Annotated in this window: 23 protein-coding genes and 1 other RNA gene; 15 read left to right on the top strand and 9 right to left on the bottom strand. The window is 70.6% G+C overall.

Annotated elements, in window-relative coordinates:
• Window positions 1-56 precede the first annotated feature (56 nt).
• On the bottom strand, window positions 57-1328 hold the full coding sequence (locus ACIODU_RS22690) for a hypothetical protein (protein WP_401769761.1): 1272 nt from the start codon (window positions 1326-1328) through the stop codon (window positions 57-59).
• A 207-nt stretch (window positions 1329-1535) separates the two neighbouring features.
• On the opposite strand from ACIODU_RS22690, the gene ACIODU_RS22685 reads away from it, so the two are divergent.
• The 6 genes from ACIODU_RS22685 (at window position 1536) to ACIODU_RS22660 (ending at window position 7494) form a co-directional block, all read left to right on the top strand.
• Window positions 1536-2606: an ABC transporter substrate-binding protein gene (locus tag ACIODU_RS22685; RefSeq protein WP_401769760.1), complete on the top strand. Its 1071-nt coding sequence runs from the start codon at window positions 1536-1538 to the stop codon at window positions 2604-2606.
• Between the two features lie 212 nt (window positions 2607-2818).
• Window positions 2819-3655 (top strand): Nif3-like dinuclear metal center hexameric protein, encoded by an 837-nt coding sequence (locus tag ACIODU_RS22680; protein ID WP_356422674.1) that lies wholly within the window; start codon window positions 2819-2821, stop codon window positions 3653-3655.
• Window positions 3652-4395, top strand: coding sequence for a C4-type zinc ribbon domain-containing protein (locus ACIODU_RS22675; RefSeq protein ID WP_356422771.1), 744 nt, complete (start codon window positions 3652-3654; stop codon window positions 4393-4395). The genes ACIODU_RS22680 and ACIODU_RS22675 overlap by 4 nt, the downstream gene beginning before the upstream one ends.
• A gap of 3 nt (window positions 4396-4398) precedes the next feature.
• Window positions 4399-5715 (top strand): bifunctional RNase H/acid phosphatase, encoded by a 1317-nt coding sequence (locus ACIODU_RS22670; RefSeq protein WP_401769662.1) that lies wholly within the window; start codon window positions 4399-4401, stop codon window positions 5713-5715.
• Between the two features lie 91 nt (window positions 5716-5806).
• Window positions 5807-6547: an SDR family NAD(P)-dependent oxidoreductase gene (locus ACIODU_RS22665; RefSeq protein WP_401769661.1), complete on the top strand. Its 741-nt coding sequence runs from the start codon at window positions 5807-5809 to the stop codon at window positions 6545-6547.
• 89 nt (window positions 6548-6636) lie between these two features.
• Window positions 6637-7494 carry a GNAT family N-acetyltransferase gene (locus ACIODU_RS22660; RefSeq protein ID WP_401769660.1) on the top strand — a complete coding sequence of 286 codons (858 nt, stop codon included), beginning with the start codon at window positions 6637-6639 and terminating at the stop codon, window positions 7492-7494.
• Between the two features lie 109 nt (window positions 7495-7603).
• Here the strand turns inward: ACIODU_RS22660 and eda are convergent, their stop codons facing one another.
• Together eda and yaaA are read right to left on the bottom strand one after the other, a co-directional pair.
• Window positions 7604-8233 carry a bifunctional 4-hydroxy-2-oxoglutarate aldolase/2-dehydro-3-deoxy-phosphogluconate aldolase gene (gene eda, locus ACIODU_RS22655; RefSeq protein ID WP_356422686.1) on the bottom strand — a complete coding sequence of 210 codons (630 nt, stop codon included), beginning with the start codon at window positions 8231-8233 and terminating at the stop codon, window positions 7604-7606.
• 114 nt (window positions 8234-8347) lie between these two features.
• Window positions 8348-9154 carry a peroxide stress protein YaaA gene (yaaA, locus tag ACIODU_RS22650; RefSeq protein ID WP_401769659.1) on the bottom strand — a complete coding sequence of 269 codons (807 nt, stop codon included), beginning with the start codon at window positions 9152-9154 and terminating at the stop codon, window positions 8348-8350.
• Window positions 9155-9347: 193 nt separating this feature from the next.
• Between yaaA and rnpB the strand changes: the two genes are divergently transcribed.
• Window positions 9348-9751, top strand: an RNA gene (gene rnpB, locus ACIODU_RS22645) — RNase P RNA component class A.
• A gap of 233 nt (window positions 9752-9984) precedes the next feature.
• Here rnpB and ACIODU_RS22640 read toward each other — a convergent pair.
• Window positions 9985-10248, bottom strand: a complete 264-nt coding sequence (locus ACIODU_RS22640; RefSeq protein ID WP_401769658.1) for a hypothetical protein — start codon at window positions 10246-10248, stop codon at window positions 9985-9987.
• Window positions 10249-10358: 110 nt separating this feature from the next.
• A complete protein-coding gene (locus tag ACIODU_RS22635) occupies window positions 10359-10844 on the bottom strand; it encodes a hypothetical protein (RefSeq protein WP_401769657.1) in 486 nt (161 codons plus the stop codon).
• A 541-nt stretch (window positions 10845-11385) separates the two neighbouring features.
• On the opposite strand from ACIODU_RS22635, the gene ACIODU_RS22630 reads away from it, so the two are divergent.
• The 3 genes from ACIODU_RS22630 (at window position 11386) to ACIODU_RS22620 (ending at window position 15247) form a co-directional block, all read left to right on the top strand.
• On the top strand, window positions 11386-11505 hold the full coding sequence (locus ACIODU_RS22630; protein WP_401769656.1) for a Kazal-type serine protease inhibitor domain-containing protein: 120 nt from the start codon (window positions 11386-11388) through the stop codon (window positions 11503-11505).
• 1223 nt (window positions 11506-12728) lie between these two features.
• Window positions 12729-13115, top strand: coding sequence for a hypothetical protein (locus ACIODU_RS22625; protein ID WP_401769655.1), 387 nt, complete (start codon window positions 12729-12731; stop codon window positions 13113-13115).
• A gap of 1514 nt (window positions 13116-14629) precedes the next feature.
• The gene (locus tag ACIODU_RS22620) at window positions 14630-15247 is read left to right on the top strand and encodes a TOPRIM nucleotidyl transferase/hydrolase domain-containing protein (protein ID WP_401769654.1); all 618 of its coding nucleotides are present in this window, start codon (window positions 14630-14632) and stop codon (window positions 15245-15247) included.
• 40 nt (window positions 15248-15287) lie between these two features.
• On the opposite strand, the gene ACIODU_RS22615 is transcribed toward ACIODU_RS22620, so the two are convergent.
• The gene (locus ACIODU_RS22615) at window positions 15288-15662 is read right to left on the bottom strand and encodes a cupin domain-containing protein (protein ID WP_356422698.1); all 375 of its coding nucleotides are present in this window, start codon (window positions 15660-15662) and stop codon (window positions 15288-15290) included.
• Between the two features lie 72 nt (window positions 15663-15734).
• On the opposite strand from ACIODU_RS22615, the gene ACIODU_RS22610 reads away from it, so the two are divergent.
• On the top strand, window positions 15735-16178 hold the full coding sequence (locus tag ACIODU_RS22610) for a MarR family winged helix-turn-helix transcriptional regulator (protein WP_401769653.1): 444 nt from the start codon (window positions 15735-15737) through the stop codon (window positions 16176-16178).
• On the opposite strand, the gene ACIODU_RS22605 is transcribed toward ACIODU_RS22610, so the two are convergent.
• Together ACIODU_RS22605 and ACIODU_RS22600 are read right to left on the bottom strand one after the other, a co-directional pair.
• Complete coding sequence (locus tag ACIODU_RS22605) at window positions 16117-16989, bottom strand: ABC transporter ATP-binding protein (protein WP_401769652.1); 873 nt, start codon at window positions 16987-16989, stop codon at window positions 16117-16119. The genes ACIODU_RS22610 and ACIODU_RS22605 overlap by 62 nt on opposite strands.
• Window positions 16986-17657 carry a FadR/GntR family transcriptional regulator gene (locus ACIODU_RS22600; RefSeq protein WP_401769651.1) on the bottom strand — a complete coding sequence of 224 codons (672 nt, stop codon included), beginning with the start codon at window positions 17655-17657 and terminating at the stop codon, window positions 16986-16988. Before ACIODU_RS22600 ends, ACIODU_RS22605 begins: the two co-directional genes overlap by 4 nt.
• Before the next feature lie 626 nt (window positions 17658-18283).
• Here ACIODU_RS22600 and ACIODU_RS22595 point away from each other — a divergent pair.
• The 3 genes from ACIODU_RS22595 to ACIODU_RS22585 all read left to right on the top strand — a co-directional run bounded on the left by ACIODU_RS22595 (window position 18284) and on the right by ACIODU_RS22585 (window position 22128).
• Window positions 18284-20182 carry an FHA domain-containing protein gene (locus ACIODU_RS22595; protein ID WP_401769650.1) on the top strand — a complete coding sequence of 633 codons (1899 nt, stop codon included), beginning with the start codon at window positions 18284-18286 and terminating at the stop codon, window positions 20180-20182.
• A 318-nt stretch (window positions 20183-20500) separates the two neighbouring features.
• The gene (locus ACIODU_RS22590; protein WP_356422711.1) at window positions 20501-20947 is read left to right on the top strand and encodes an SRPBCC family protein; all 447 of its coding nucleotides are present in this window, start codon (window positions 20501-20503) and stop codon (window positions 20945-20947) included.
• 182 nt (window positions 20948-21129) lie between these two features.
• Complete coding sequence (locus ACIODU_RS22585; protein ID WP_401769649.1) at window positions 21130-22128, top strand: aldo/keto reductase; 999 nt, start codon at window positions 21130-21132, stop codon at window positions 22126-22128.
• A gap of 2 nt (window positions 22129-22130) precedes the next feature.
• Here ACIODU_RS22585 and ACIODU_RS22580 read toward each other — a convergent pair whose 3' ends face one another.
• Window positions 22131-23051 carry a PhzF family phenazine biosynthesis protein gene (locus ACIODU_RS22580; protein WP_401769648.1) on the bottom strand — a complete coding sequence of 307 codons (921 nt, stop codon included), beginning with the start codon at window positions 23049-23051 and terminating at the stop codon, window positions 22131-22133.
• 499 nt (window positions 23052-23550) lie between these two features.
• On the opposite strand from ACIODU_RS22580, the gene ACIODU_RS22575 reads away from it, so the two are divergent.
• Window positions 23551-23739: a hypothetical protein gene (locus tag ACIODU_RS22575; protein WP_401769647.1), complete on the top strand. Its 189-nt coding sequence runs from the start codon at window positions 23551-23553 to the stop codon at window positions 23737-23739.
• Window positions 23740-24283 lie beyond the last annotated feature (544 nt).

Raw genomic sequence — 24283 nt, 5'->3', positions numbered from 1 at the left:
GGTCGATACGGCTGCGTAGCCCCGGCGAAAGTCTAGGCCCGCCCTCAGGACCGGACTCAGCCAGGTGCCCCGCGGCCGGTGAGCGGTGCCTGTTGCAACGGCACCGGCCTGCACATCACAGGAGTGCCGGAGGCGCCGGATGGTTCCCCGTCGGAGCGTTCCGCTTGTGCCGGTTCTGTGACCGGCGCCGACGGCGGACCCGACAGCTGCCCTGACCGCGGCCCCGTCCCCGGACCCGACCACGGACCCGACCCGGACGCCGACCCCGGCCGCGGCCCCGACCCGGGCGCCCGGGGCACGTCCGCCGGCGCCGTCAGCCGCGCCACCCCGCACGGCACCGCCGCCGTCGCGTACGGCAGCCGCAGCCCGCCGTCCGGGGTCCACACCCCGGCCCCCGCCAACCACCCCTCAGGGGCGGCCCGTTGGTGCAGCCGGCGGCCCGCCGGGCGCCACACGCCCAGCCAACTGCCCGCCGCCCCGTCGATCCGCAGCGCCACCGCGCAGCTCTCGGGCATCAGCACCTGCCCCGGCTGTACGGCGAACGGCGTCACCGCGCAGTCCGCCAGCCGCAGGCAGTCGGGGAAGCGCACCGGCCGCTCGCTGCCCCACACCCCCCAGCCCAGCCGGTCGTGTCCCGCCGCGTCCGACCGGATCAGCAGCAGCCCGCTGTCGGGGTCCGCCAGCACCAGCCGGTCGTTGCTCTCCTCCGTGATCCGGAGCAACTCCGTGACCTCACCGCCCCGTTCGAGGTCGACGGCCACGGCCTTCACCACGCCGTCCCGCTCCCGGTCGAGGGCGAGGAACCGTCCCGTACGGTCCAGCCAGACGCCCCCCGAGCAGTGGCCCGCCACCTCCGCGACCCGCTCGGGGCCGGATGTGCCGCCCGCCACCTGCCAGACCGTGGTCGTACGGACCCCCGCCCGCAGGGCGTGGACACGGCGGCCGTCCGGCGACGGCGGCAGGACCGTCAGCTCCCCGGCGTCCTGACCCTCGCCGTACGCGAGGGAGCCCAGGGGCAGTTGACCCGTTCCGGGGCCCGTCGGGTACAGCAGCGAGAAGTCGTGCCGGTCCGCCACCCGCCGCCGTACGAGCACCCGGCCGTCGGCCAGCGGGACCACGTCCGTGTCCGGCTCCTCCGGCTGGTCGAGGGGGAGCGGGACGGCGTAGGGCTCGTGCCCGTCCAGCGTCCAGCGCTCCGCGAACCACGCGTCGGCGCCGCCCCGCGCGAGCGCCAGCCGGGCGGCGTAGGTGCCGTCCGCCGTGATCGCGAACGGGTTGCGCCGTACCGCTCCGTCCTCCGTCGCCTTCTCGATGGCACAGACCGTCATCGGTTGGTCACCTCCGGCGACGAAGCTAGTCATCGCACTTCCTGCCGAACAACGCGAGAACAGCCTCTTCATACATAAGGGTGGCGATGGGGCGATTCGCCTGAGATCGAGGGGGTGGTTGTGCTGTCCGCGGTCGCCGTGGATAAGGTAAGGCTCGCCTTAGTGAATCGTTTTCTCTCCCCCTGGAGCACACAGATGTCCGTACGACTGTCCGTGCGACGCCGTGGCGCGGCCGCCGTGGTCGCCCTCGCCGCCGCCCTCACCCTCGCGGCGTGCGGCGGCAGTTCCTCCGACACGTCCTCGGGCAACGGCTCCGGCTCCGGCTCCGGCGCCGGAGGCGGGGCCAAGGCCGACGCCGCCGGGAAGGCCGCCGTCGCCACCGGCGGCGAGGACTTCGCCGGCGCGGCGAAGAAGACCGCGGCCTTCGGGACGGACGCGAAGCCGGGCGAGTTCCCGCGCACGATCACCCACGCCATGGGCAAGACCGTGATCGAGGCGCGCCCCCAGCGGGTGGTCGTGCTGGACGTGGGCGAATTCGACAACGTTGTCTCACTCGGCGTCAAGCCGGTCGGCTGGGCGGCCACCCAGCCCGGCGACAAGGTGCCCGCGTACCTCGCGAAGCAGGCGGGCGACCCCAAGAGCGTCGGCACGATCAGCGGCCTCAACCTGGAGGCCATCGCGGCCCTCAAGCCCGATCTCATCCTGGGCAGCCAGCTGCGCGCGGCCGACAAGTACAACGAACTGGCCAAGATCGCCCCCACGGTCTTCTCCATCCGCCCCGGCTTCACCTGGAAGGAGAACTACCTCCTCAACGCCAAGGCACTCGACAGACTGGCGGAGGCCCAGGCCAAGCTCGCCGATTATCAGAAGCGGGTCGCGGCGCTCGACACGGCCCTCGGCACCGACAGGCCCACCATCTCGATGGTCCGCTTCCGCCCGGGACAGCTGCGGCTGTACGCGGAGAGCTCGTTCATCGGCACGATCCTCAAGGACGCCGGGCTGCCCAGGCCCAAGAACCAGCAGATCCAGGACCTCGCGGTGGAGATCAGCCCCGAGAAGATCGACGACGCCGACGCCGACTGGATCTTCTGGGCCACCTTCGGCGACCCGTCGAAGACCGACGAGGCGGCGGCCACCTCCAGCCCGCTGTGGAAGAACCTCGCCGCGGTCAAGAGCGGGCACGTCGAGAACGTGGACGACGAGACGTGGTACCTGGGCCTCGGCGTCACGGCGGCGGACCTGGTCCTGGACGACCTGCGGGGCTACCTCGCGAAGTGAGCGCGGGCGACTCCGCGGTACGGCTCCGCAGGGCGACTCCGCGGTACGGCTCCGCAGGCTGACTCCGCGGTACGACTCGTACGGTACGGCTCCCCGGGCGGCTCGCTCGGTACGACTCGTGCGGTACGACTCCGCGGGGCGCCCCACAGCGTGACCGGTGGGCCCTCCCACGGCATGGTCGGCGGGGCACGGCGGGCAGGTAGCCTTTCCCCGTGCCCCGACTGTCCGAAGTCCTCGCCTCGCTCGACGCCCTCTGGCCCCCCGAGCGTGCCGAGCAGTGGGATGCCGTCGGCACGGTCTGCGGTGATCCCGACGCGTCCGTGACCCGGGTCCTGTTCGCGGTCGACCCCGTCCAGGACATCGTGGAAGAGGCCGTGCGGCTCGGCGCCGAGCTGATCGTCACGCACCACCCGCTCTACCTGCGCGGTACGACGACGGTCGCGGCGTCCACCTTCAAGGGCCGGGTCGTGCACACCCTCATCCGGCACGACATCGCCCTGCACGTCGCGCACACCAACGCCGACAGCGCCGACCCCGGTGTCTCCGACGCCCTCGCGGGCGCGCTGGACCTGCGGATCGTACGACCCCTCGTACCGGACCCGACCGACCCGGCGGGCCGCCGGGGCCTCGGCCGTGTCTGCGAACTCGACCGGCCCGCCACCCTGCGCGACTTCGCCGCGCGCGTCGCCCACCGGCTGCCCGCCACCGCGCAGGGCATCAGGATCGCCGGCGACCCGGACGCCCTCGTCCGTACCGTCGCCGTCAGCGGCGGCTCGGGCGACAGCCTCTTCGACCAGGTCAGAGCCGCGGGCGTGGACGTCTTCCTCACCGCCGACCTGCGCCACCACCCGGTCTCCGAGGCCACCCACCACTCACCGCTGGGACTGGTCGACGCCGCCCACTGGGCCACCGAATGGCCCTGGTGCGAGCAGGCCGCCGCCCAGCTCGACGAGATCTCCGACCGCCACGGCTGGGACCTGCGGGTCCACGTCTCGACGACGGTCACCGACCCCTGGTCCGCCCACCTCTCCTCAGGAGCCCCCAACTGAACGCCGACCCCGCCGACCAGATCCGCCTCCTCGACGTCCAGGCCCTCGACCTGCGGCTGTCGCAGCTCGACCACAAGCGTGCCTCGCTGCCCGAGCACGCCGAGATCGAGTCGCTCACCAAGGACCTCGCGCAGCTGAAGGACCTGCTCGTCGCCTCCCAGACCGAGGAGAGCGACACCGCCCGCGAGCAGACCAAGGCCGAGCAGGACGTCGACCAGGTGCGCCAGCGCGCCGTACGCGACCAGCAGCGCCTCGACTCCGGCACGGTCAGCTCGTCCAAGGACCTGGAGAGCCTCCAGCGCGAGATCGTCTCGCTCGCCAAGCGGCAGGGAGACCTGGAGGACGTCGTCCTCGAAGTGATGGAGCGCCGCGAGTCCGCGCAGGAGCGGGTCGCCGAGCTGACGGAACGTGTCTCCTCCGTCCAGGCGAAGACCGACGACGCGATCGTGCGCCGCGACGCGGCCACGGAGGGCCTGGACGCCGAGGCTGCGACGGTCACCAAGGAGCGCGAGGTCATCGCCGGGACGCTCCCCGCCGACCTCCTCAAGCTGTACGAGAAGCTGCGCACCCAGCAGGGCGGGGTGGGCGCGGCCCGCCTCTACCGGCGGCGCTGCGAGGGCTGCCAGCTGGAGCTCAACATCACCGAGGTCAACGAGGTGAAGGCGGCCCCGCGCGACGCGGTGTGGCGCTGCGAGAACTGCCGCCGGATCCTGGTCCGTACCGCTGATTCGGGCCTGTAGACGATGACAGTGCCCACGGCGGGAACGGGCCCGTCGGTCACGCCCACCTTCTACGTGGAGGCGGACGGCGGCTCCCGGGGCAACCCGGGGCCCGCCGGGTACGGTGCGGTCGTCCTCGACCCCCGGACCGGCGAGGCGCTGGCGGAGGCGGCCGCGTACGTCGGCGTCGCGACGAACAACGTCGCCGAGTACAAGGGTCTGATCGCCGGGCTCACGGCGGCGAAGGCGCTCGACCCGGAGGCCCGGGTGCATGTCCGGATGGACTCCAAGCTGGTCGTCGAGCAGATGACGGGCCGCTGGAAGATCAAGCACCCGGACATGAGGCCGCTGGCGGCGGAGGCGGCGCGGATCCTGCCGGCGGACCGGGTGACGTACGAGTGGATCCCCCGCGAGCGGAACCAACACGCGGACCGGCTGGCGAACGAGGCGATGGACGCGGGCAGGCAGGGCAGGCAGTGGGACGCGTCGGCGTCCACGGCGGCGCTGGACGCGGGGGCGGCGCGGTCGGCGGCGGGACTGGGGACGGGTCCGGGCGTGACGGCGCCGGGCGTGACGGACCCGGGCGTGACGGACCCGGGCGTGACGGCGCCGGGCGTAACGGCGCCGGTGGACGTCGACGAGTCCGACGGGTCCGCGGAGTCCACCCCGTCGGAGCAGGACGACACATCGACGGGATGGGGCGGGTCCGCGGACCTGGGGCCGCCCGCCACCTTCGTCCTCCTCCGCCACGGCGAGACGGCGCTCACGCCGAGCAAGCGTTTCTCCGGGAGCGGGGGCACGGACCCGGAGCTGTCGCCGGCCGGCCGCCGGCAGGCGGAGGCCGCGGCCGCGGCGTTCGCCGCACGCGGCACGGTCCAGGACATCGTCTCCTCGCCCCTGCTGCGCTGCCGCGAGACCGCGCAGGCGGCGGCGGACAGGCTGGGCCTGGACGTCGTGATCGAGGACGACCTGCGCGAGACGGACTTCGGGGCGTGGGAGGGGATGTCGTTCGCGGAGGTACGGGAGCGGTACCCCGACGACCTCGCCGCCTGGCTCAGCTCACCGAAGGTCGCCCCCACGGGCGGCGGCGAGAGCTTCGCGACGGTGGGCCGCCGGGTCGCGGCCGCCCGCGACCGCCTGCTCACCCGGTACGCGGGCCGCACGGTCCTGGTCGTCACGCACGTGACACCGGTGAAGGAACTGGTACGCCTGGCCCTCGGCGCCCCGCCCGAGTCGCTGTTCCGGATGGAACTCTCGGCGGCGTCGGTGTCGGTGGTGGCGTACTACGCGGACGGCAACGCGTCGTTGAGACTCCTGAACGACACCTCGCACCTGCGCTGAGGGCGGCCCGTCGGGAGCGGGACGGCAGGTGATCGAACGTCATGACGGTTTACCGCCAGACAGGTTGCCTTCCGGCGATCACGCTGGAGCCATGGACAAGAGCAGAGGAAAAGTAGCCCTGGTCACCGGCGGCAGCCGTGGCATCGGCGCGGCGGTCGCGTTGCGGCTGGCGCGGGAGGGCGCCGATGTAGTGCTGACCTATGAGCGGGACGCGGAGAGCGCGGCCAAGGTGGTCGGTCGGATCGAGGCGGAGGGCCGTCGGGGCCTCGCGATCCTGGCCGACAGTGCCGACGTCGCCGCGGTGATAGGAGCCGTGGACGAGGCAGCGGCGACGTTCGGTGGCCTCGATGTACTCGTCAACAACGCGGGCGTGTTCCTGGTCGGGCCCGCGGACGATCTCGGGCCGTCGGAGTTCGACCGGACCATGGCGGTGAACGTGCGGGCGCCGTACGTGGCCTCGCGGGCCGCGGCGCGGCACATGGGCGACGGGGGACGCATCGTCAGTATCGGCAGCAACGTGGCCGAGCGGACGGTGTTTCCCGGGTTCAGCCTGTACGCGACGAGCAAGACCGCGCTCATCGGCATGACCAAGGGCCTGGCGCGCGATCTGGGGCCGCGAGGCATCACCGTCAACCTCGTTCACCCGGGGCCGACCGATACGGACGCCAACCCCGCCGACGGACCCAACGCCGGCATGATCCGCGGGCTGACCGCACTGGGGCACTACGCGGAGCCGGACGACATCGCCGCCACCGTCACCTACCTGACCGGCGCCGACGCCCGCTACATCACCGGAACCACGATCAGCGTCGACGGAGGCTTCGCCATCTAGGAGTTGACGAACATCTCGGGCCCGCTGCCGCTGCCGGCCGGAGTGAAAACCGGATGCCGGGGCGGCCGGGGGCGTACCACCATGAGGTGATGACCTGGGAACTGACGGACGACGTCGAGGCGTTCCGGCGCGAGGCGGGCGCGTATCTGGCGCGGGACGCGGCGCGTAACACCGTGTTGCTGACGGTGAGCGAGTTGCTGCGGAACGGCTCGACGGCCGCCGCGGCGGGCACCGTACCCGCCCGGTTCGGGTGGTGGCGGGAGCGGGCGGGGGCGGAGGTGACGGGCGCGTTCGTGCGGACACCCCCGCGTCCGCCGGTCCTCGGACCCATGAACCCCGGCGCCGCGTCGGCGCTGGCCCGCGTGTTGCGTGCGACCGGCGGCCCGGTTTCCGGTGTCCAGGGCGGTACGGACGCGGCGCGGGCGTTCGCCGAGGAGTGGGCGGCCGACCCCGCGGCGGGTGCGACCGGCCTCCGGCTGTTCCGGCTGGGGGAGTTGACGCCGCCCAGCCCCGCGCCCGAGGGCCGGGCGCGGTACGCCACGGACGACGACATCCCGCTCGCGGTGGAGTGGGTGAACGCGTTCGCGGCCGAGATCGGGGAGCCCACCGGGACGGACCACTCGGCGGCGACGGCCCAACGCGTCGCGGACGGCCGCCTGTTGTTCTGGGAGGCCGGCGGCGAACCGGTGTCCCTGGCGTCGACCGCCCCCCTCGTGGCGGGCCAGGTCCGGGTCGGCCCCGTCTACACCCCGCCGGCACACCGGGGCCACGGATACGCGGCGGCGGCGACGGCCGCCGTCAGCGCGGCGGCCCGCGAGGCGGGCGCACGGGAGGTCCTGCTCTTCACGGACACGGCAAACCCGACGAGCAACGCCCTGTACGAACGCCTGGGTTACCGCGCCCTGGATGACTTCGCCGTACTGCACTTCGCCGATCCCGGCGAGTAGGACGCCAATCCCCGCCGCTCCGGGGGCACTTCAAGCCCGTCCGGCGATTGAGGACATCAGTAGCCCGCACCGACCGCCCGGCCACCCGACCGCACCCGGACCACACAACTCAGACGCGCCGCGTCAACCGCAACGTAGAGGCCTCCCGCGCCAACCCCTCCACCCGCCCCCAGTCCTTCGCCGCCAGCGCGTCCGGCGGAACCATCCACGTCCCCCCGACACACCCCACGTTCGGCAGCGCCAGATACTCCGGCGCCGACTCCGCCGTGATGCCACCCGTCGGGCAGAACCGGACCTGCGGAAGCGGGCTGCTCAGGGACTTGAGGTACGCCGTGCCGCCCGCCGCCTCCGCCGGGAAGAACTTCATCTCCGTCACCCCGTACTCCAGCAGCGCCACCACCTCCGACGCCGTCGACACCCCCGGCAGGAACGGCACACCGAACTCCCGCGTCGCGTCCAGCAGCGTCGGCGTCCACCCGGGGCTCACCAGGAAGCGCGCGCCCGCCGCCACAGCTCCGGCCACCCCGGCGGGGTTGAGGACCGTGCCCGCCCCGATCACCGCGTCCGGCACCTCCGCGGCTGTCGCGCGGATCGCGTCCAGCGCGGCCGGTGTCCTGAGCGTCACCTCGATCGCGGGCAGCCCGCCCGCGACCAGCGCACGGGCGAGCGGGACGGCGTCGGCGGCGTCGTGGAGGACCACCACGGGGATGACGGGGGCGAGGTCGAGCAGGGAGGTCATGGCGTCATCCTGCCCCTCGTACGCACCCCACGCAATGCCCGTTGCGCACCACGCAACGCACGCGATCAGACCCCCGCAGACCCTCCCCTCAGCGGGAGTCACCCCTCACGGGATTCAGTGGATCTCCCTGACCACCACATCCAGCGCCCACGTCCGCCCCGCCCCCGCCGGAGCCGTCGCCTCCACCACGTACCCCAGGTCCCGCAGCGTCTCCACGAGCTTCGCGGGCGTCCTGGGCCGGGCTCCGGCCGTCAGCAGGTCCCGGACCAGCCGCCCCTTCGTCGCCTTGTTGAAGTGGCTGACCACGGACCTCTTCTCGACCCCGGTCGCCGCGTCGGTCTGCGCGTGCAGCACCCGTACCGTCGCCGTACGCCCGGCGAGCGCGCCCTCCGGCTTCCACGCCGCCGCGTACGCGGACGAACGCAGGTCCAGCACCATCCCGTCGCCCGCCGCCTCGGGCAGGACGGAGCGCATAGGCGTCCGCCAGTACGGGCCGAGCGCGCCGAGGCCCGGCAGCCTGACCCCCATCGCGCAGCGGTACGGGGGGATCCGGTCGCCGATCCGTACGGCACCCCACAGCCCGGAGAAGACCAGCAGCGACTTCCCGGCGCGGCGCTTCGCGGCGGTGTCGAGGGTGGCGAGGCCGAGGGCGTCGTACAGCACGCCGGTGTACAGCTCCCCGGCCGGACGCGCGCCGGCGGTCCGCAGGACGACGTTCTTCGCGATCTCGCCGCGCAGCCCCTCGGTGAGGCCGAGCACGTCACGCGCCTTGTCCTCGTCGGCCGCGCACAGCTCCACCAGCTCGTCCAGCACGGCGGCCCTGGCCCCGGCGAGCCCCGGCAGCGACAGGGACTCCGCCTTGAGCGGCGCACCGCGCCCGGCGGCGGCCTTCCCTTCGGACGGCGGGAGCAGCACGAGCACGGCGGTTCTCCTTCGGGACGTACGGGAGGGGGAGTACCCCGCGCGCCAGGGTAGGCGACGTCCGGGGGGCGGCGCGGCGCCGCACCGCCCCGCAGTCCTCAGGCGTGCGCGCCCCGCCAGACCCGTACCGACGCGACGCATCCGCCCGGCGAGGACGTGTCCGCACGGCGGGTAACATGGTCAACACGGCAGACGAGCCGGGCGGACGGCCGCGTCAAGATCTCCGATCTTGCCGAGGAACGTCCGGGCTCCACAGGGCAGGGTGGTGGCTAACGGCCACCCGGGGTGACCCGCGGGACAGTGCCACAGAAAACAAACCGCCGGGAGCTTCGGCCCCCGGTAAGGGTGAAACGGTGGTGTAAGAGACCACCAGTGCCCAGGGTGACCTGGGCAGCTAGGTAAACCCCACCCGGAGCAAGGTCAAGAGGGGCCTCCGTAGAACGAGACCCTGCGCGGACGCTAGAGGGCTGCCCGCCCGATGTCCGCGGGTAGACCGCACGAGGCCGGCGGCAACGCCGGCCCTAGATGGATGGCCGTCTCCCCGGCCGCCGCGAGGCAACCGGGCGACAGAACCCGGCGTATAGCCCGGCTCGCTCTGTCGGGTAACGGAGAAGTGCTCCTGACCAGGTAAAACACCAGGTCAGGGGCGCTTTCGTTGATCGCTACGCATCGTTTCCCTGCTCACTCTTTGTGACCTTTTCTGGGTACTTCTGGCTGCTGTGTGGCGATCGTGTGTCGGTGAGCGAAGCGTTTCGGGGTCCGCCTGTCCCAAGAGGATTCAACACCAGCACTAAAGAGCGATCTATCGATCAGTGACTAGGTGCGGTCGGTCATATGGGCTGATCCCATTGCTTTGGGCGTTGGTGGGGTCCGCCTTCGGGCTTGTAGCCACCGGGGGTCCACACCTTGGCATCGGATACGCCGGTGATCTTCGCAAGCTCAGAGGCCGCGGCCGGGTAGTTCGATGCACCGTCGAGCTGGAGCTCGATGCCTCGCACGAAGTGCTCCTGTGAGCTGATGACTTCCTTCTCGTGTGCCTCGTCCCAGCCGACGAGAATGTCGGTCACGGACGGGAAGCCATTGTAGGTGTTCACGACAGGACGATCCTGCAAGTACAACGGACTGCGGAACGGACGGGGCACCTGACAGGAAGATGAAGCCGGAGCTGGCGAAGACGTAGGCCGCCTCGCTCGGAATCGTCTGTTCAACCACGATGCGCAAACCGCCGCTCGCCCAGCGTTGCGGTGCGCAGGGCCGATTCGGCCTCCGAGTCGCCGACGTTCTGAGCCAGGTACCGCGTCACCGTGGATCTTCGGCAGAACGATTCGAATTGCTCCTGGCATCGGCAGAGTTGTCGGATGAACCTCGATCGAGTCGTACGCGTTACGTGATCGCCAGATACCACAAGTACTTCTTCGGCGCGTTGCCGTCGATCGTCTCGTACCACGCGGTCGCCGTTGTTGCTGGTGCAGTGGTGCGTCTCGTTCAGCACGGTGAAGGTGACCCGGCCGCCCTCAAGGGCACGGAAAGAGCTGGTGACCGTTTTGAGGCGCTGTCGGCCGCCGTTGGCGCGGATCAGCTCGGCCCCGGCCTTGATGCCGTACGTTTCGGAGACCTTGTCGCTCATCAGGCTCGGCATCAAGGTCATGGTGTTGCGGCTCTGGTCGCGCCTGACGGCCGCGATCTGCACCCTCGGACCTGGGGGTGCGGGCCCCGAACGGCGGCCCGCCGTCCCAGTGGAAGAAGCGGGAGGAGCTGGCGAACTCCAAGAGGCTGATGACGGCGAGGAGAGGGTTCTTGCCGGGGCAACTCCAGCACTTGAGCCCCTGACAGAAGCCCTCCCGGCGTGTGAACCGGCCGGACTCGTCAACGGTGTACCAGTGAGAGATGAAGCGGAGCTGCTCGCGCGTGAAGCGCCAAGGCGTCCTCGGCGCGGAGGAACTCCGCGCACCAACCGGCAATTTTGCCAGCCGAGCGTGTGCTCCGGGGGCTTCCAGGAACCGCTAGGTTCCCTCATCCAGGCTGGTCCGAGGAAGGACGGTACGAGAGCGTCTACCTGTTCTGCTGTGAGGGCTGGGACTGGGACTCGCCTCCCTTGCAACCGCGCGATTCTACCGGCGCTGATTAATCATTAGCTGATTTCCATCCCGCGTTCGCAGCTCAGGAGTTACTCTCCGAGCTAATGCGTGACGCCAGGTTGCGCGCTGGCATGGAGATGGGGGAGAACGTCGATGCCCAAGGGACACAAGTGCCCGGTGTGCGGCACGAACACAGTCCAGTGGACGAGTGCCAACAAGTTGCAGTGCACGAAGTGCAAGTCTCGCTACGACAAGAGCGTCTTCGGTCTCTGAGCTGGTGCGCTCCGTACGTGGTGACATCCGCTGGGTGCAACGGTGCTGGGCTGCGAAATGGAGTCCTCGCAGGCCCTGGATGGAGCTGGGCGGGGCGCACCTACTGGGCGAGCCTCAGTTCATGCTTGTAGTCGGCGATGGCGACGACAGCCGTTCACTGCCCCTTGGGCACGGGTTCATGCAGTTTGATCTGCAACGCGGCGCCGGTCGCCCTCGGCGACGAGCAGTCCGCTCGAAGGCCGAGTAGATGATCTGAAGCATCTGACCGCTCCGCTTTCCGGACATCTTGTAGTAGCTCAGGTTTGCACAGAGCGAATAGGCGAAGGCCCGGTCCGATTTCTGGTAGAAGTCGGACCGGCCGGAGGCCTTGAGGGAATCCCACAGTCGCTTTGCGATGGGGTGCCACATCCCTCACTGTTCGGTACCTTGACCTCGCGCATGGTGCCCTTGGTGACGGGCTGGGCGGCGTTGGCCTTGCGCTCTCGCGGGCGGGCGAGGTCTGACTCCCTGTGGGGCACGGGGCCGGGCATCTCACCCAGCGCCTTCGCTGAAGAGCCAGGCCCCGAAGGAAATGCTTCCGGGGCCGGCGCGGCTCTACGGGCCCGAGGGGCCCGGCACTCTGCGCGACTAGGGCAGGCCAGGACGTCCACCTCGGTAGCAGGCTCGGCACACTGCACGCCGTGCTGATCCGCGGCTGTGCACTGGTGGCCGTCACGTCGCGGTACGCGGAGACTCAGTTGGGGCCAACTCGCCCGTAGGAGCTGCCCGCGATCGTAACTCGCCTGGACACAAAGCCTCCTGGTTTGCGGGTAAGAGGCTTTGAGGATCTGTGAAGGGCATCAGGAATAGTTCCCTGGAGGGGGCTTACTGGCGGAGTTCTCAAACCGCAGGAGCTCAACCCTCTGCTCGTGTATACGGAATCCACCGGCGTTCCTGGAGTACGGGCAGCTGTAAGTGGAGCCACACTCTTACGGTGCGTCGAGTCGTCTCTGGAAGCTTAACTTTTACGATCTGTCACACTCCTGCGTAACGGTGAGTGGCAATCAAGCAAACGACCCCGGCTGACGGTGCGCGAACACCTGGCCGGGGTCATCGGCCGAGAGGGGCATCTGCGCCGAGCGTGATGCGAGTGCATAGACTGCTCCTCGCTCTCCTGTCGCTTCCGGATGGCACCCCGCCCCCATCGACACCGTGACCGACCAGGTTGGGGGAAGGGGTGGACCGTGGCCAAGGCGTTCGCCGCTCTGGAGAAGACGCGCTACTTGCGCCGCGAGCGCGGCCAGGACGCAGAGACCGGACTCTGGGGAACGCAGACGCACGTCTCTGACCTGCTGATGGATCGCATCCCGGCGGTCGATGCACCGAGGCGGCGGAGCGTCGGTGATCTTCCCCGGAGGGAAAAGAACCGAGGCAAGAACCTCCTTCCTGAATCTGCGGCCAATGCCGAAAAGGCACCGACAGCGCCTCACGCCGATGAGGAAGAAGATGCCTTCAGCGATGACCGTCGCCAGGTCGGCACAGACTGGCCGCGCTGCCTCGATGCTTGCACTGCCCTGGGGCCGGCGCCGCCCTTGGGCTGGCACTGTCAGCACAGGTCGTGGCGCACCTGATGGAGCAGAGCTACATGCACACCTCGGCTGTCCTGGTAGCGCTCGTCTCCGCCCTGCCGCCGCTCGTCGTGGCACACATGCTGCGCATGGCGGCGGACGCCAGCGGGCGAGGCGACCGCTTCCATGTCCATCCGCCCACTCGGAGAGCTGGCAGCCGAGCCGGCAGACGCCTTCGACCAGGAGGGGCGGGCCCCTGGCGGCGAGGGCCCACGGAGTGAAGAACTCGTACGAGGAGCTGGCCGACGACGTGGACGAGCTGGTGGCCGGTGCGGAAGTAGCGACGCAGGCGCCTGCCCGGGAGCTGGCGGAGCCGGAGCAGGCAGGATCGAAGTCGCGACGGCAGGGCATTGCCATGAAGGCCATCCCGCTGACGGTTCTCAAGGAGACTGTCGCTGTCATGCTGGTCCGGGGGGAAAGATCACCGAGCCCACTCTGGTGCAACAGCTCGGGCGCTGGGAACATCCGTCGGCCCGACGGGCGGTCAGTCATGACTATCTCCGCAGATGCGGAGAGCAGTTACGGAAGCGTGGGCCCACCAACCGGATCAGAGGGCACCTCGCGTGTGCGGGAGCAGCCGAGCTCGATGATCTTCTGGCGCTCGCGGAGGGAAACCTGGCACATGAAAGGTGACAGGTTTTACGGACCATCCCCGCTGGCGCGGGGAGCGCCGCTACAGTGTGCGTGTAGCGACACATAAAACTTGACCTTTCAACATTGAATGTCAGGTGGGTGTTGCGTGGTGTGCAGGAGAAAGCAGGGCCGCGCCCGCCACGGCGCGGCCCCGCTAGGACGGGTTCGGTAGACCCGTCTGACTGGCTGCCTAGGCGGCCAATATTTGGTGATGAGGGGTCAGTTACAGGTCGTGACGCTTCCTCCAGTCGTTGAACCAGTCGGCAAGAATCCGAGTGGCCAGCGCTGAAACGAAGGCGATCAAGACCTTGGCTGGCCCCTTTCTCCTTTCGCGAGACGTTCCGTCGCTCATGATCTCCTCCGATGCATCGATGGGCGTGGCGCTAGCCACGAACATGTATGCCGACGAACGGAGTTACACGCGTCGGACGGACCGACATCGCAAGGACGACGATACGGCGGCGCGCATGAGGCGTGCGCCCAAACGCCGGGATTGCCACGAGCACAGTGTGCCAACACCCGGTTGCAGGACCCGGGCAACCTCGGAACCGTGGCAACTTCCGAGCTGCTAAGGCGTGGCGGTGCCAGCCTTCGCGTACCCCAGGGTTGCACCCCGACTCCGTCGGGCCTGGTCTAAGATCGCGTGCCACCTGCGGACGCACTCACCTCCCCCTAAGGCGGTGCCCCGGCCGGATCCTTGAAGCCATCGCGGGCCGTCTGAATCCAGTTCTCAACGGAGGCGGCCGGTCCGGCGGAAAATCCGAGCGGGTCACTTTGAATACTTGGTCGCCAACCACGCTGCAGTGCTGTGATGCCTTCCTGTCCCGGGGCATGTCGGTGGAAATTGCCTACCGCGATGGGCCGCAAGAGCGGAGACTCGGGGTGTGGCTGACATGGGGGTGTTTCGGGACGCGGTTCTTGCTTGGGATGCGGGGGGTTCCGGGGAGCTGGCGCGGGAGTTGGTGGGGGCCGTGGGGGTTCGGGGGGTTGTGCTGGTGGAGGGGCCCAGTGATGACGCCGCGGTGAGTGCGCTGGCCGCGCGGCGTGGGAGGGATCTGGGCGGCGAAGGTGTTTGTGTGCTGGCCATGGGGGGTGCCATGAGTGTGGGGCGGTTCGCGCGGCTCCTTGGGCCGCCCGGGCTTGGGTTGCGGCTTGTGGGGTTGTGTGACGAGGCGGAAGTCTCGTTCTACGCCCGGGGGTTGGAGCGGGCCGGTGCGGCTCCGGAGGGGATCTTCGTTTGTGCGGCCGATCTGGAAGATGAGTTGATCCGGGCCCTGGGGGCGGATCGGGTGGCCGAACTGGTCGAGGTCGAGGGCGACCTGCGGGCCCTCCAGACCTTCCTGCGCCAGCCCGCCCAGCAGGGCCGTACCGCACAGCAGCAGTTGCGGCGCTTCCTCGGTACGAAGAAGGGGCGCAAGATCCAGTACGGCCGCGTCCTCGTCGACGCCCTGGACCTCGACCGCGTACCCGCCCCGCTCGACGGGCTTCTCGCGAGCGTCTGACCGGTGGGATGAACCGTCCCCTGCCGGTCTGCGTTCTCCGTCAGTGGGCCCACGGCGGTGTGATCGTGCTGCCGTCCGTCAGGCGGGCCGTGAGGCCCGTGCGTGTCGTGACCCACATGTGCGTGGGTTCGTCCGTGGTGTTGGCGACCGCCACCTCGGAGCCCGCCGGAGCCACCGCCGCGTCCCCCGCGTCGAGTTCGGCCGTTTCGGCGTCGATCGTGAGGCGGAGGCGGCCCGACAGGACGTAGAACGTCTCCTCCTCGCTGATCACATGGGCCGGCGCCACCGTCCCCGCCGGGACCTCGCCGCGCCACGCGGCGAGGTCGTGACTGCCCGTGCCAGGACGGACGTACGAAACGAACCGGGTGCCGTGGATCTCGTGCACGACGGCCTCGTCGCCGCGGATGAAAGGCATGCGGGTGTTCCTCCTCATGGGCAAGTAACTTGTCCATATAGACAAGCCGCTTGACGAGTTATAGTCAAGCCCATGGACGACCCCGGCCCCCTGGCCTTCTCCGCGCTCGTACTGGGACTCTCCGGTCAGCTGGTACGGGAGATCCACGCGCGCGTGACCCAGCAGGGATTCGAGGATCTGCGGCCCGCGCACGGCTTCGCCTTCGTTCGCATTTCGCGGGGCGGCGCCACCACCGCCGATCTCGCCGAGCACCTCGGGGTGACCAAGCAGGCCGCCGCCCAGTCCGTCGAGGAACTGGTCCGCAAGGGGTACGTGGTCCGGCGCCCCCACCCCCACGACGCCCGCGCCCGCCTCCTGGAGCTGACCGAGACCGGCTGGGCCGCCACCCGCGCCGCCGATCAGGCCGCCCGCGAGGCCGTCGCGCCGTGGCGGGAGGCCCTGGGCGAGGCGCGCTTCAGCGAGCTGGTCGCCGACCTGGCCCGGATCGCCCCCCGGGGACCGATCCGCCCCACCTGACCGCCCTCGCGGACCATCTGCCGTCCTCGTGCCGCACGTCGATGGGGTGGTGGAAGGCCGCCGAGACGTTCTCCGTCGTCACGACCGACTCCACCGCGCCGGAGGCGACCACCCGGCCGTCGTCGATGAGGAGGGCGTGGGTGGTGGAGGTCGGCAGCTCTTCGAGGTGGTGGGTGACCAGGATCGACGCGAGGGTGGGATGGGTGCGGTCGAGCAGGTCGATCGTTTCGAGGAGCTGCTCGCGGGCCGCCACGTCCAGGCCCGTCGACGGTTCGTCCAGGAGCAGCAGGCGCGGGTCGCACACGAGCGCGCGGGCGATCAGGACCCGGCCGCGTTCCCCCTGCGACAGCGTGGGCCACCTCTCGTCCGTCTTCCCCGCCAGGCCCAGGGTGCCGATCAGGGAGTCGGCCGCGGCGAGGTCGCCGGGCGCGGGCCGCCACCTCGGCGGGCTCTCGATCGAGCCCGTGAGACCCGTCAGGACCACCTCGCGGACGGTCAGCGGGGACCGCAGCGGGTGGCGCGGGTTCACATGGCCGATCGTACGGCGGAGCGCTTGCAGCTCGACCCGGCCCAGCCGGCCGCCCAGGACGCGGACCGTCCCCGACGTCGGGTGCGTGACCGCGCCGCAGAAGCCGAGCACGGTGCTCTTCCCGGCACCGTTCGGGCCGAGGAGGGCCCAGTGCTCGCCCTCGCGCACGGCGAAGCTGATGCCGTGCAGGATCTCCTTGCCCTCACGCCGGAACGTCACGTCGTCCAGCTCCACCACCGGGAGATGCCCGGCCCTCGCCGCCGCCTCCGCCGCCTCCGTCACGCGAACGCCTCCTTCAGAGTAGTCAGATGCGAGCGGCTCGACTCCGCCGCCGCCCGTGGATCGCGGTCCGCGACGGCCCGTACCAGCGCCTCGTGCAGCGCGTGATCGGCCTCCTCGGAGACGAGAGGCCGCAGCCTGAGCATGTCGGTCATCGCGGTGCGCACACGCGGGACGAACCCGTCGAAGAGGCCGGTCAGGACGTCGTTGTGGGCCGCCAGCACCACCGTGCGGTGGAAGGCCATGTCGGCGTCGACATGGGCGTCGAGGCTCTGGCCGTCCGTACGGCGCTCCCGCAGCGCCCGTCGCATCACGCGCAGGTCGGCCGGGGTGCGACGCGCGGCGGCGAGGCCGGCGGCCTCGGCCTCGATCGCGATCCTGGCCTCGATCACCGACACGATCGACGCGTGCCGCAGGACGGCCTCGCGGTCCTCGGGCACGTCGAGCGCGGTGACGTACACCCCGGCGCCCTGACGGGAGTCGAGGACCCCCTTGCCGGACAGCTCACGGACCGCCTCGCGCAGGGTCGAGCGCCCGACGCCGAGCTGCGCCGCGAGGGTCGTCTCGCCGGGCAGCCGGTGCCCGAGCGGCCACTCGCCGGCCCGGAGACGCTCCAGCAGCACGTCGGCGACCTGGGCCGCCAGGGGGTGGCGGCGGATGGGTGACGGCATGGACAGCTCCTCCGCTTGTCTGAGGAGTTATACCATTGCGGCCTGTGACTCCGGCCCCCTCCTCCCCTCCGTACGCCCCCTCCCGTCCCCCCGTACGACCCCCTCCTCCCCTCCGTACGGACGGAGCGATTCACGCCCTCCTGGGGGAATAATGACCTGTGTGCGATTGCCCCTCAGCGGGCCCTCCCCGGCGCGGGGTTGGGCCGTGAGCGGTGAGGCGGAGGCGGGGGAAGTGACGGGTGAACGCGTTGGGCGCGGATCTCGTGTGTCCGGTAGGCGGTACGACCCCGCACGGGCCGGACCGGTCCGGCGGTCCCGGCGGGCCGCCACGCGCGGGCGCTGACAAGCCCTCAGGACCGGCCGGGCCGCGGGCTATGCTGCCGACTGGCCGGAGGCCCCCGCGCATGCGCTGAACAGGGGCGATTCGGCTCCGAAGGGGAAATGGATCATGCGGGGGGACCTCACAGGACCGGTACGTGACGCCCCGCCCGGCGGCTCGGTGGCGGCGGGCGCCCCCGATCTCAGCGGTTCGTCGCACCGAGCCCGGCAGTCCACCATCCCTCTTCACGAACCCTTCGACCCCCTTCGAACCCTACGTACTCTACGAACCATGGAAGGAGTCACCTGTGCCACCCGAAATAGTGGGGCGCGAGGGTGCTCTCGCCGGACGACGCTTTCCGGTCGGCGAACAGCCGATCACCTTCGGGCGCAAGGGCGACAACAGCGTGGTCATCACGGGTGGCAGCGCCTCCCGCTTCCACGCTGAAGTGATCCGCGAGGCCGACGGCTACGTCCTGCACGACCGGGGGAGCAGCAACGGCACCCTGGTCAACGGGAAGCGCGTGACCTCCCACGTGCTGCGGCCCGGCGACCTGATCAAGATCGGCGACGAGACGTTCTGTTTCGAGGTCGCCGACGCGATGGAGACGATCATGGATCTCTCCCTGATCGAGTCGCTCATCGCCTCCACGCCGGCCGTCGAACCGGGCCCCGTCCTCAAGGTCACGATCGCGGGCGGCGGACCGGTCGGGCTGAGCCTCGCCCTGCTGCTGGAACACTTCCTCGGGCCCCAGGTGGCCATCACGGTGTACGACGGCCGCTGGGTCCAGGAGGACGAGCGGATCGTCTGGAAGAACCAGGGCCAGGGGAACGTACGGCGGCAGCAGGTCGTCACGGTCCAGAGCCGCCAGTACCTGAATCTCCCGGAAGAGATCCAGGCGCGCCTTTTCACCCCCGAGGCGTATTCCGAGATGTGGCCCGCGGGTCCGGACACGATTCGCGGATTCAACCCCCGGAACATCCGGATCGCGCACGTCGAGGACAAACTGCTCGAAATAGCGAACGAGAAATCCGGGCGCATCACCCTCGTACCGTCGAAATTCGATCCGACCGAGCAGCGCGACACCCTGGTCAAGGACCATGTGCTCGCCATCTGCGAGGGCGGCCGGTCCCGGACGCGTGAGCATTTCACGTCCAAGTTCGGCAACGCGGACACCTCGATCTACTCGCTGGACGGCCACCACGTCCAGGACGTCGTGCTGGGCCTGCGGGTGAAGTCCGACCTGACCGACCCCATGACCGTCCTGCTGACCGTCGCCCAGAACCGCTTCCTGCTGAACGCCCTGCGCGGCGAGGGCTTCCTGAACATGCGCCTCACCGACGCGGAGGCGAAGGAAGTGGTCGGCATCGACCCCGTCCGGCACGTCTTCGAGGACTGCATCGCCTCGCGCCCCTGCGTGATGGGACGCGACGAGGACGGCGACTTCCACTGCTCCACCCACGGCACGCTGTTCCTGCCCGCGCTGGTCAGGGGCTCGGCGCTGTGGAAGCGGGTGACGGAGGGGCTGGCGTTCTTCGGCATCTCCGAGGGGAACCTCAGCGCCGTCACCGCGTTCCGGCTGGACATGGTGCAGCGGCCGCGCTTCACCGCCCACCTGTACTCGGCGACGTCGACCACCCCGGGAACGTACGGATTCCTCCTCGGCGACGCGGCCAACGCGATCCACTTCTGGCCGGGGCGGGGGCTCAACAGCGGTCTGGCGTCGGCCATTTCGCTGGCGCGTTCGCTCAAGAACAGCTGGAAGGGGAGGCCCTTCCGCGACGCCGACTTCGTACGCCACGAAGCGGCGATGTCGATGCTCCAGTACCGGCACAAGAGCCGTGCCTGGAAGGCGATGGTGACCACCGACGAGGACGGGGTCACCTCCGCGATCAAGGACAAGATCGCGCAGAGCATCGCGGCGGCGGAGAGCGCGGAAGCGGCGGACGGCCTGGACAAGGAGGCCGACATCGAGGCGCTGATGGACCAACTGCGGGCGATCCGCGACCGCTTGGCGCCGCGCATTCCCGGCATGCCCGACGACACGGTCCTGCGCGATCATCTGCGCACGATGAAGAGCGCGACGCTGCGGACCCTGCTGGAGAGCGGGGCCTGGGACACGATGATCGTCGGGGGCGAAGAGGTCGACATCGACATCTTCTACCGGGAGGACTCCCCGGTCGCGGCGAAGAAGACCCTGCCGTAGAGGGCGGAAGGCGGGACGGAAGCTAAAAGGCGGACGCAAGGGACGGAAGCAGGGAACGGAAGCAGGGGCGCGAGCAAGGGACGGAAGCGAGAAACGGAAGCACGGGGCCCGGTTCACCCAGCCGGGCCGTACCGTACGGGCTCCGAGATCCCTTGCGGGAAGGGGCCCGGACGGCGTGTCGGCCGTTTCGGGTGGTGGGGGAGGGTGTGGACCCGCGAGAATGGGGGGTACGGCACCGGCCCGCTCCCGCGGGCTGCCGTTCACGCCGGGCCAGGGGTCTTTTCCGCCCCACGTTGCTTGAGCGAACTAGGAGTGATCATGGCTGGACAGTTCGAGGCGACCACGGAGATCGACCGCCCCATCGAGGAGGTCTTCGCGTTCCTTGCCGACGGTACGAACGACCCGAAGTTCAGCCCCCGGGTGCAGCAGATCGTGAAGTCCCCGGAGGGCGCCACCGGGGTCGACACGGTCTTCCTCAGCACGGTCAAGGACGCAGGGATGACGACGAAGCGGGAATTCCGCATCAGTGAGCTGGTGGCGCCGACCCGGATCCGCTGGACGGAGACCTCCAAGAACACCGTCACGGCCACCGAGGGCGGCTACGACCTGGAGTCCATCGACGGCGGCAGGACGCGGGTGCGGATCTACAACGTGCTGGAGGGCCACGGCATCGGCAAGCTCCTCGTCGGTGTCGCGCTGAGCGCCGCCCGCAAGGACGCGCCGGCCTTCGCCCAGCGGATCAAGGCGGCGGTCGAGGCGGCCTGACCCGCGACGGCGGGGGGCGGGTACGCGCGCGCCGAGACGCCCGCCGAGACCCCCGCCGAGGCTTCTGCCGCGAACGGACGGCCCTCGGCCCGGTGCGTGTGGGCAGCCGGGCGACCCGGGCCTCGCCCCGTACACGCCACGCACTGGACTTCGCCCGCGCTCACACTCGTACGCTCCCCCTCATGGAAGCGACAGCGATACGGACCAGGCCACTCGGGCGCGGCGGCATCACCGTCAGCGCACTCGGTTTCGGCTGCTGGGCCATCGGCGGGGAGTGGCAGGACGGCCGGGGCGATCCGCTCGGCTGGGGCGCGGTGGACGACGACGAGTCCGTCGCCGCGGTCCACCGGGCGCTCGACCTCGGCATCACCTTCTTCGACACCGCGGACGTGTACGGCGCCGGGCACAGCGAACGTGTCCTCGGCCGGGCGCTGCGGGGCCGGCGCGACGAGGTCGTGATCGCGACCAAGTGGGGCAACGTCTTCGACGAGTCCACCAAGTCTCTGACCGGCACGGACACTTCACCCGTCTTCGCGCGCCAGGCCTTGACCGCCTCGCTGCGGCGGCTCGGCACGGACCACGTCGACCTGTTCCAACTGCACCTGTCCGACGTCCCGTTGGCGGAGGCAGCCGAACTGCGGGACGCCTGCGAGGAGTTCGTACGGGAAGGGCTGATCCGCGCGTACGCGTGGAGCACCGACGATCCCGGGCGCGCCGCGCTCTTCGCGGACGGGGAGCACTGCGCGGCCGTGCAGCACGCGTGCAACGTCCTCCTGGACGCGCCCGCGATGCTCGCCCTCTGCGAGGAGCGCGGCCTCGCGAGCGTCAACCGCAGCCCCCTCGCGATGGGGCTGCTCACCGAGAAGTACCGCACCGGCGGCCGCGGTGACGCCGGTGACGTCCGCGCGGTGCCGCCGGCGTGGCTCCAGTGGTTCGGCGCGGGCGGGGTGCCGGTGCCGGAGTGGTCGGCACGGGTGGAGGCCGTACGGGAGATCCTCACCAGCGAGGGCCGCACGCTCGCGCAGGGCGCGCTCGCCTGGCTCTGGGCGCGCAGCCCGCGCACCGTACCGATTCCGGGCTTCCGGTCGGTGGCCCAGGCGGAGGAGAACGCGGGGGCGCTGGCGTACGGCCCGCTGAAGGAGGGGCAGTTGACGGAGATCGCGCGGCTGCTGGCGGCGTAGGGCTACCGCGCGTCCCCGCCTCCGCCCCCGTTCCCGTCGTCGGCTCCGGTTTCGTCGGGGATGCGGGCGCCCGTGCCGCCCACCCGTACGCGCGCGTCCCCCGCCCGCAGCTCCACCGTCAGCACGCCGGGCCGGCCCATGTCGGCGCCCTGGTGCAGGGTGAGGGTCGCCGCGTCCGGTACGAGGCCCAACTCCCGGGCGTACGCGCCGAACGCGGCCGCCGCCGCGCCGGTCGCCGGGTCCTCGACGACGCCGCCGACGGGGAACGGGTCCCTCACGTGGAACACGTCCGCCGACTCGCGCCAGACCAGCTGAACGGTCGTTAGGTCAAGGCGCCGCATGAACGCTTCGAGGCGGTCGAAGTCGTACGCCAGATTCGCGAGACGGGCACGGGTCGCGGCGGCGAGCACGAGGTGGCGGGCGCCGGCGAAGGCGATACGGGGCGGCAGGGCGGGGTCGAGGTCGGCCGCCGGCCAGTCGAGCGCGGCGAGGGCCTCCGTGACGTCGGCGTCGGCCACGTCCGTGACGTACGGTTCGACGCTGGTCAGGGTGGCGCGCAGCGTCCCGTCCGGGGTGCGGGCGACCGTGACCGGCACGGTGCCGGCCCGGGTCGCGAACACGAGGTCCCCGGGGCCGACGCGGTCGGCGAGGGCCACGGCGGTGGCGATGGTGGCGTGGCCGCAGAACGGCACTTCCGCGCGGGGGCTGAAGTACCGGACGGTGTAGGCGCGTCCGGCCTCGCCGAGGCCTTCGGGCGGGGCGGTCAGGAACGCGGTCTCGCTGTGGCCGAGGTCTTTCGCGAGGGCGAGCATGTCGCTGTCGGTGAGACGGGTGGCGTCGAGGACGACGCCGGCGGGGTTGCCTCCGGCGGGGTCGGCGGAGAAGGCGGTGTACCGGAGCGGGGCGGTGGTGTGGTCGGGCATGCCACTTCAACGCGGTGGCGGTGTCCGGGCATTCCGGGTGTCCCGGTGGTGTCCGTTGCGCTCACCCTCTTGCTCCACCTCCCCACCGCGACCTGTTCCACCTTCCCACCGCGACACCGCGACACCGCGACACCGCGCCTCCGGCAGCCACTCCCCCCCGCGCCTTCGCGCACGCCCTGTGTGACGCCGTGCGCCCCGCCGGAAAGGGGTGATCGTCACCGGCGGGGGAGAGGTTGCACCTCGTGCGGGTGCCTGTCGACGGCCTGTCGTACACGGATCGGGTCTGTCGTACACGGATCGGGTCCGTGCCGGACCTCTCCACGGTCCGGGTGTGGTGCTGGGGTCGAGCTTGGGGAGTTGTCCACGGGGAGCGGCCGCCGCGCGAGAAGGATCATCGCGGTCCTGAGTGGTCTCCTGGCCGGGGAGGCAGAGCGTTCGTTCCGCCGGTACGGCGAGGGCGCGGGGCCGCCACCCGCCCAGACCTCGGAGGGGGCTGCCAGTGGCTCACCGCCTGCCAGCCGACGACGCACAGGACGGGCCGGATGCGTTTGCCTCCGGCGGCGATCATGTCTCGCAACGTCTGCGCGAACAGGTCCAGTTCGGGGAGGTCGGCGGCGTTGTCGATCTGCGCGTCGAGGAACTCGTGGAGGAGCGTTTCGACGGCGGCGGGAATGCGTTCGGGTTCTAGGGGGGTACGGGACTGGGGCGGCGTGATCACGTGGCACCTTCCGGGCCGGAGGGGACGGTCGGGATCCGCGGACGCCCTGCCGGGCTGGGTACCGGCGACGAACGCCGGCGTTCCGCCGGTTCGGCGGTCACGGAGAGTTATCTCTGATGGTCCGTCAATTCCTTTGCCGCCGGAGGGCGTGAACTCTCGGCGCGCGAGGCACGACGCGTTCCTTGGAGTGCGCCGATCGCGCGGAGGACGGCGCGGTGGCGGGGCGGCTCTTTGCATGTCCTCGCGCCGGACGGGCGTCTGCGCCCATGTGGTGGGCGCGGCTTACTGATGTCCTCAATCGCCGGACGGGCTTGATTTTGCCCGTGCGCCCGGTGTCGGGTGCGGCTTACTGCGTCCTCAATCGCCGGACGGGCTTGGTGGTGCCCGCTGCGGGCCGCGTTTTCTGCCGCGGGCCGGTTGCCGGGGGCCGGTCAGGGGTCGTGTCCTGCACTGCATGTTTTACGTCGCGTGCGACCGGTCGTATTGATTGACGTTCGCCATGCGACACAAAACA

The organism is Streptomyces sp. NPDC088261 (genome assembly GCF_044740805.1).
Classification (GTDB): Bacteria; Actinomycetota; Actinomycetes; order Streptomycetales; family Streptomycetaceae; genus Streptomyces.
The sequence above is the reverse complement of the archived record's forward strand: the minus strand, read 5'-3'. Positions and strand labels throughout refer to the sequence as shown.

Bases quoted from the DNA above. Each gene is read 5' to 3' on its own strand.
- ACIODU_RS22665 (WP_401769661.1), top strand. From the start codon at position 5,807: ATGGACAAGAGCAGAGGAAAAGTAGCCCTGGTCACCGGCGGCAGCCGT.
- ACIODU_RS22630 (WP_401769656.1), top strand. From the start codon at position 11,386: ATGCCCAAGGGACACAAGTGCCCGGTGTGCGGCACGAACACAGTCCAG.
- ACIODU_RS22660 (WP_401769660.1), top strand. From the start codon at position 6,637: ATGACCTGGGAACTGACGGACGACGTCGAGGCGTTCCGGCGCGAGGCG.
- ACIODU_RS22585 (WP_401769649.1), top strand. From the start codon at position 21,130: ATGGAAGCGACAGCGATACGGACCAGGCCACTCGGGCGCGGCGGCATC.
- ACIODU_RS22690 (WP_401769761.1), bottom strand. From the start codon at position 1,328: ATGACGGTCTGTGCCATCGAGAAGGCGACGGAGGACGGAGCGGTACGG.
- eda (WP_356422686.1), bottom strand. From the start codon at position 8,233: ATGACCTCCCTGCTCGACCTCGCCCCCGTCATCCCCGTGGTGGTCCTC.
- ACIODU_RS22610 (WP_401769653.1), top strand. From the start codon at position 15,735: ATGGACGACCCCGGCCCCCTGGCCTTCTCCGCGCTCGTACTGGGACTC.
- ACIODU_RS22580 (WP_401769648.1), bottom strand. From the start codon at position 23,051: ATGCCCGACCACACCACCGCCCCGCTCCGGTACACCGCCTTCTCCGCC.
- ACIODU_RS22590 (WP_356422711.1), top strand. From the start codon at position 20,501: ATGGCTGGACAGTTCGAGGCGACCACGGAGATCGACCGCCCCATCGAG.
- ACIODU_RS22600 (WP_401769651.1), bottom strand. From the start codon at position 17,657: ATGCCGTCACCCATCCGCCGCCACCCCCTGGCGGCCCAGGTCGCCGAC.
- ACIODU_RS22615 (WP_356422698.1), bottom strand. From the start codon at position 15,662: ATGCCTTTCATCCGCGGCGACGAGGCCGTCGTGCACGAGATCCACGGC.
- ACIODU_RS22670 (WP_401769662.1), top strand. From the start codon at position 4,399: ATGACAGTGCCCACGGCGGGAACGGGCCCGTCGGTCACGCCCACCTTC.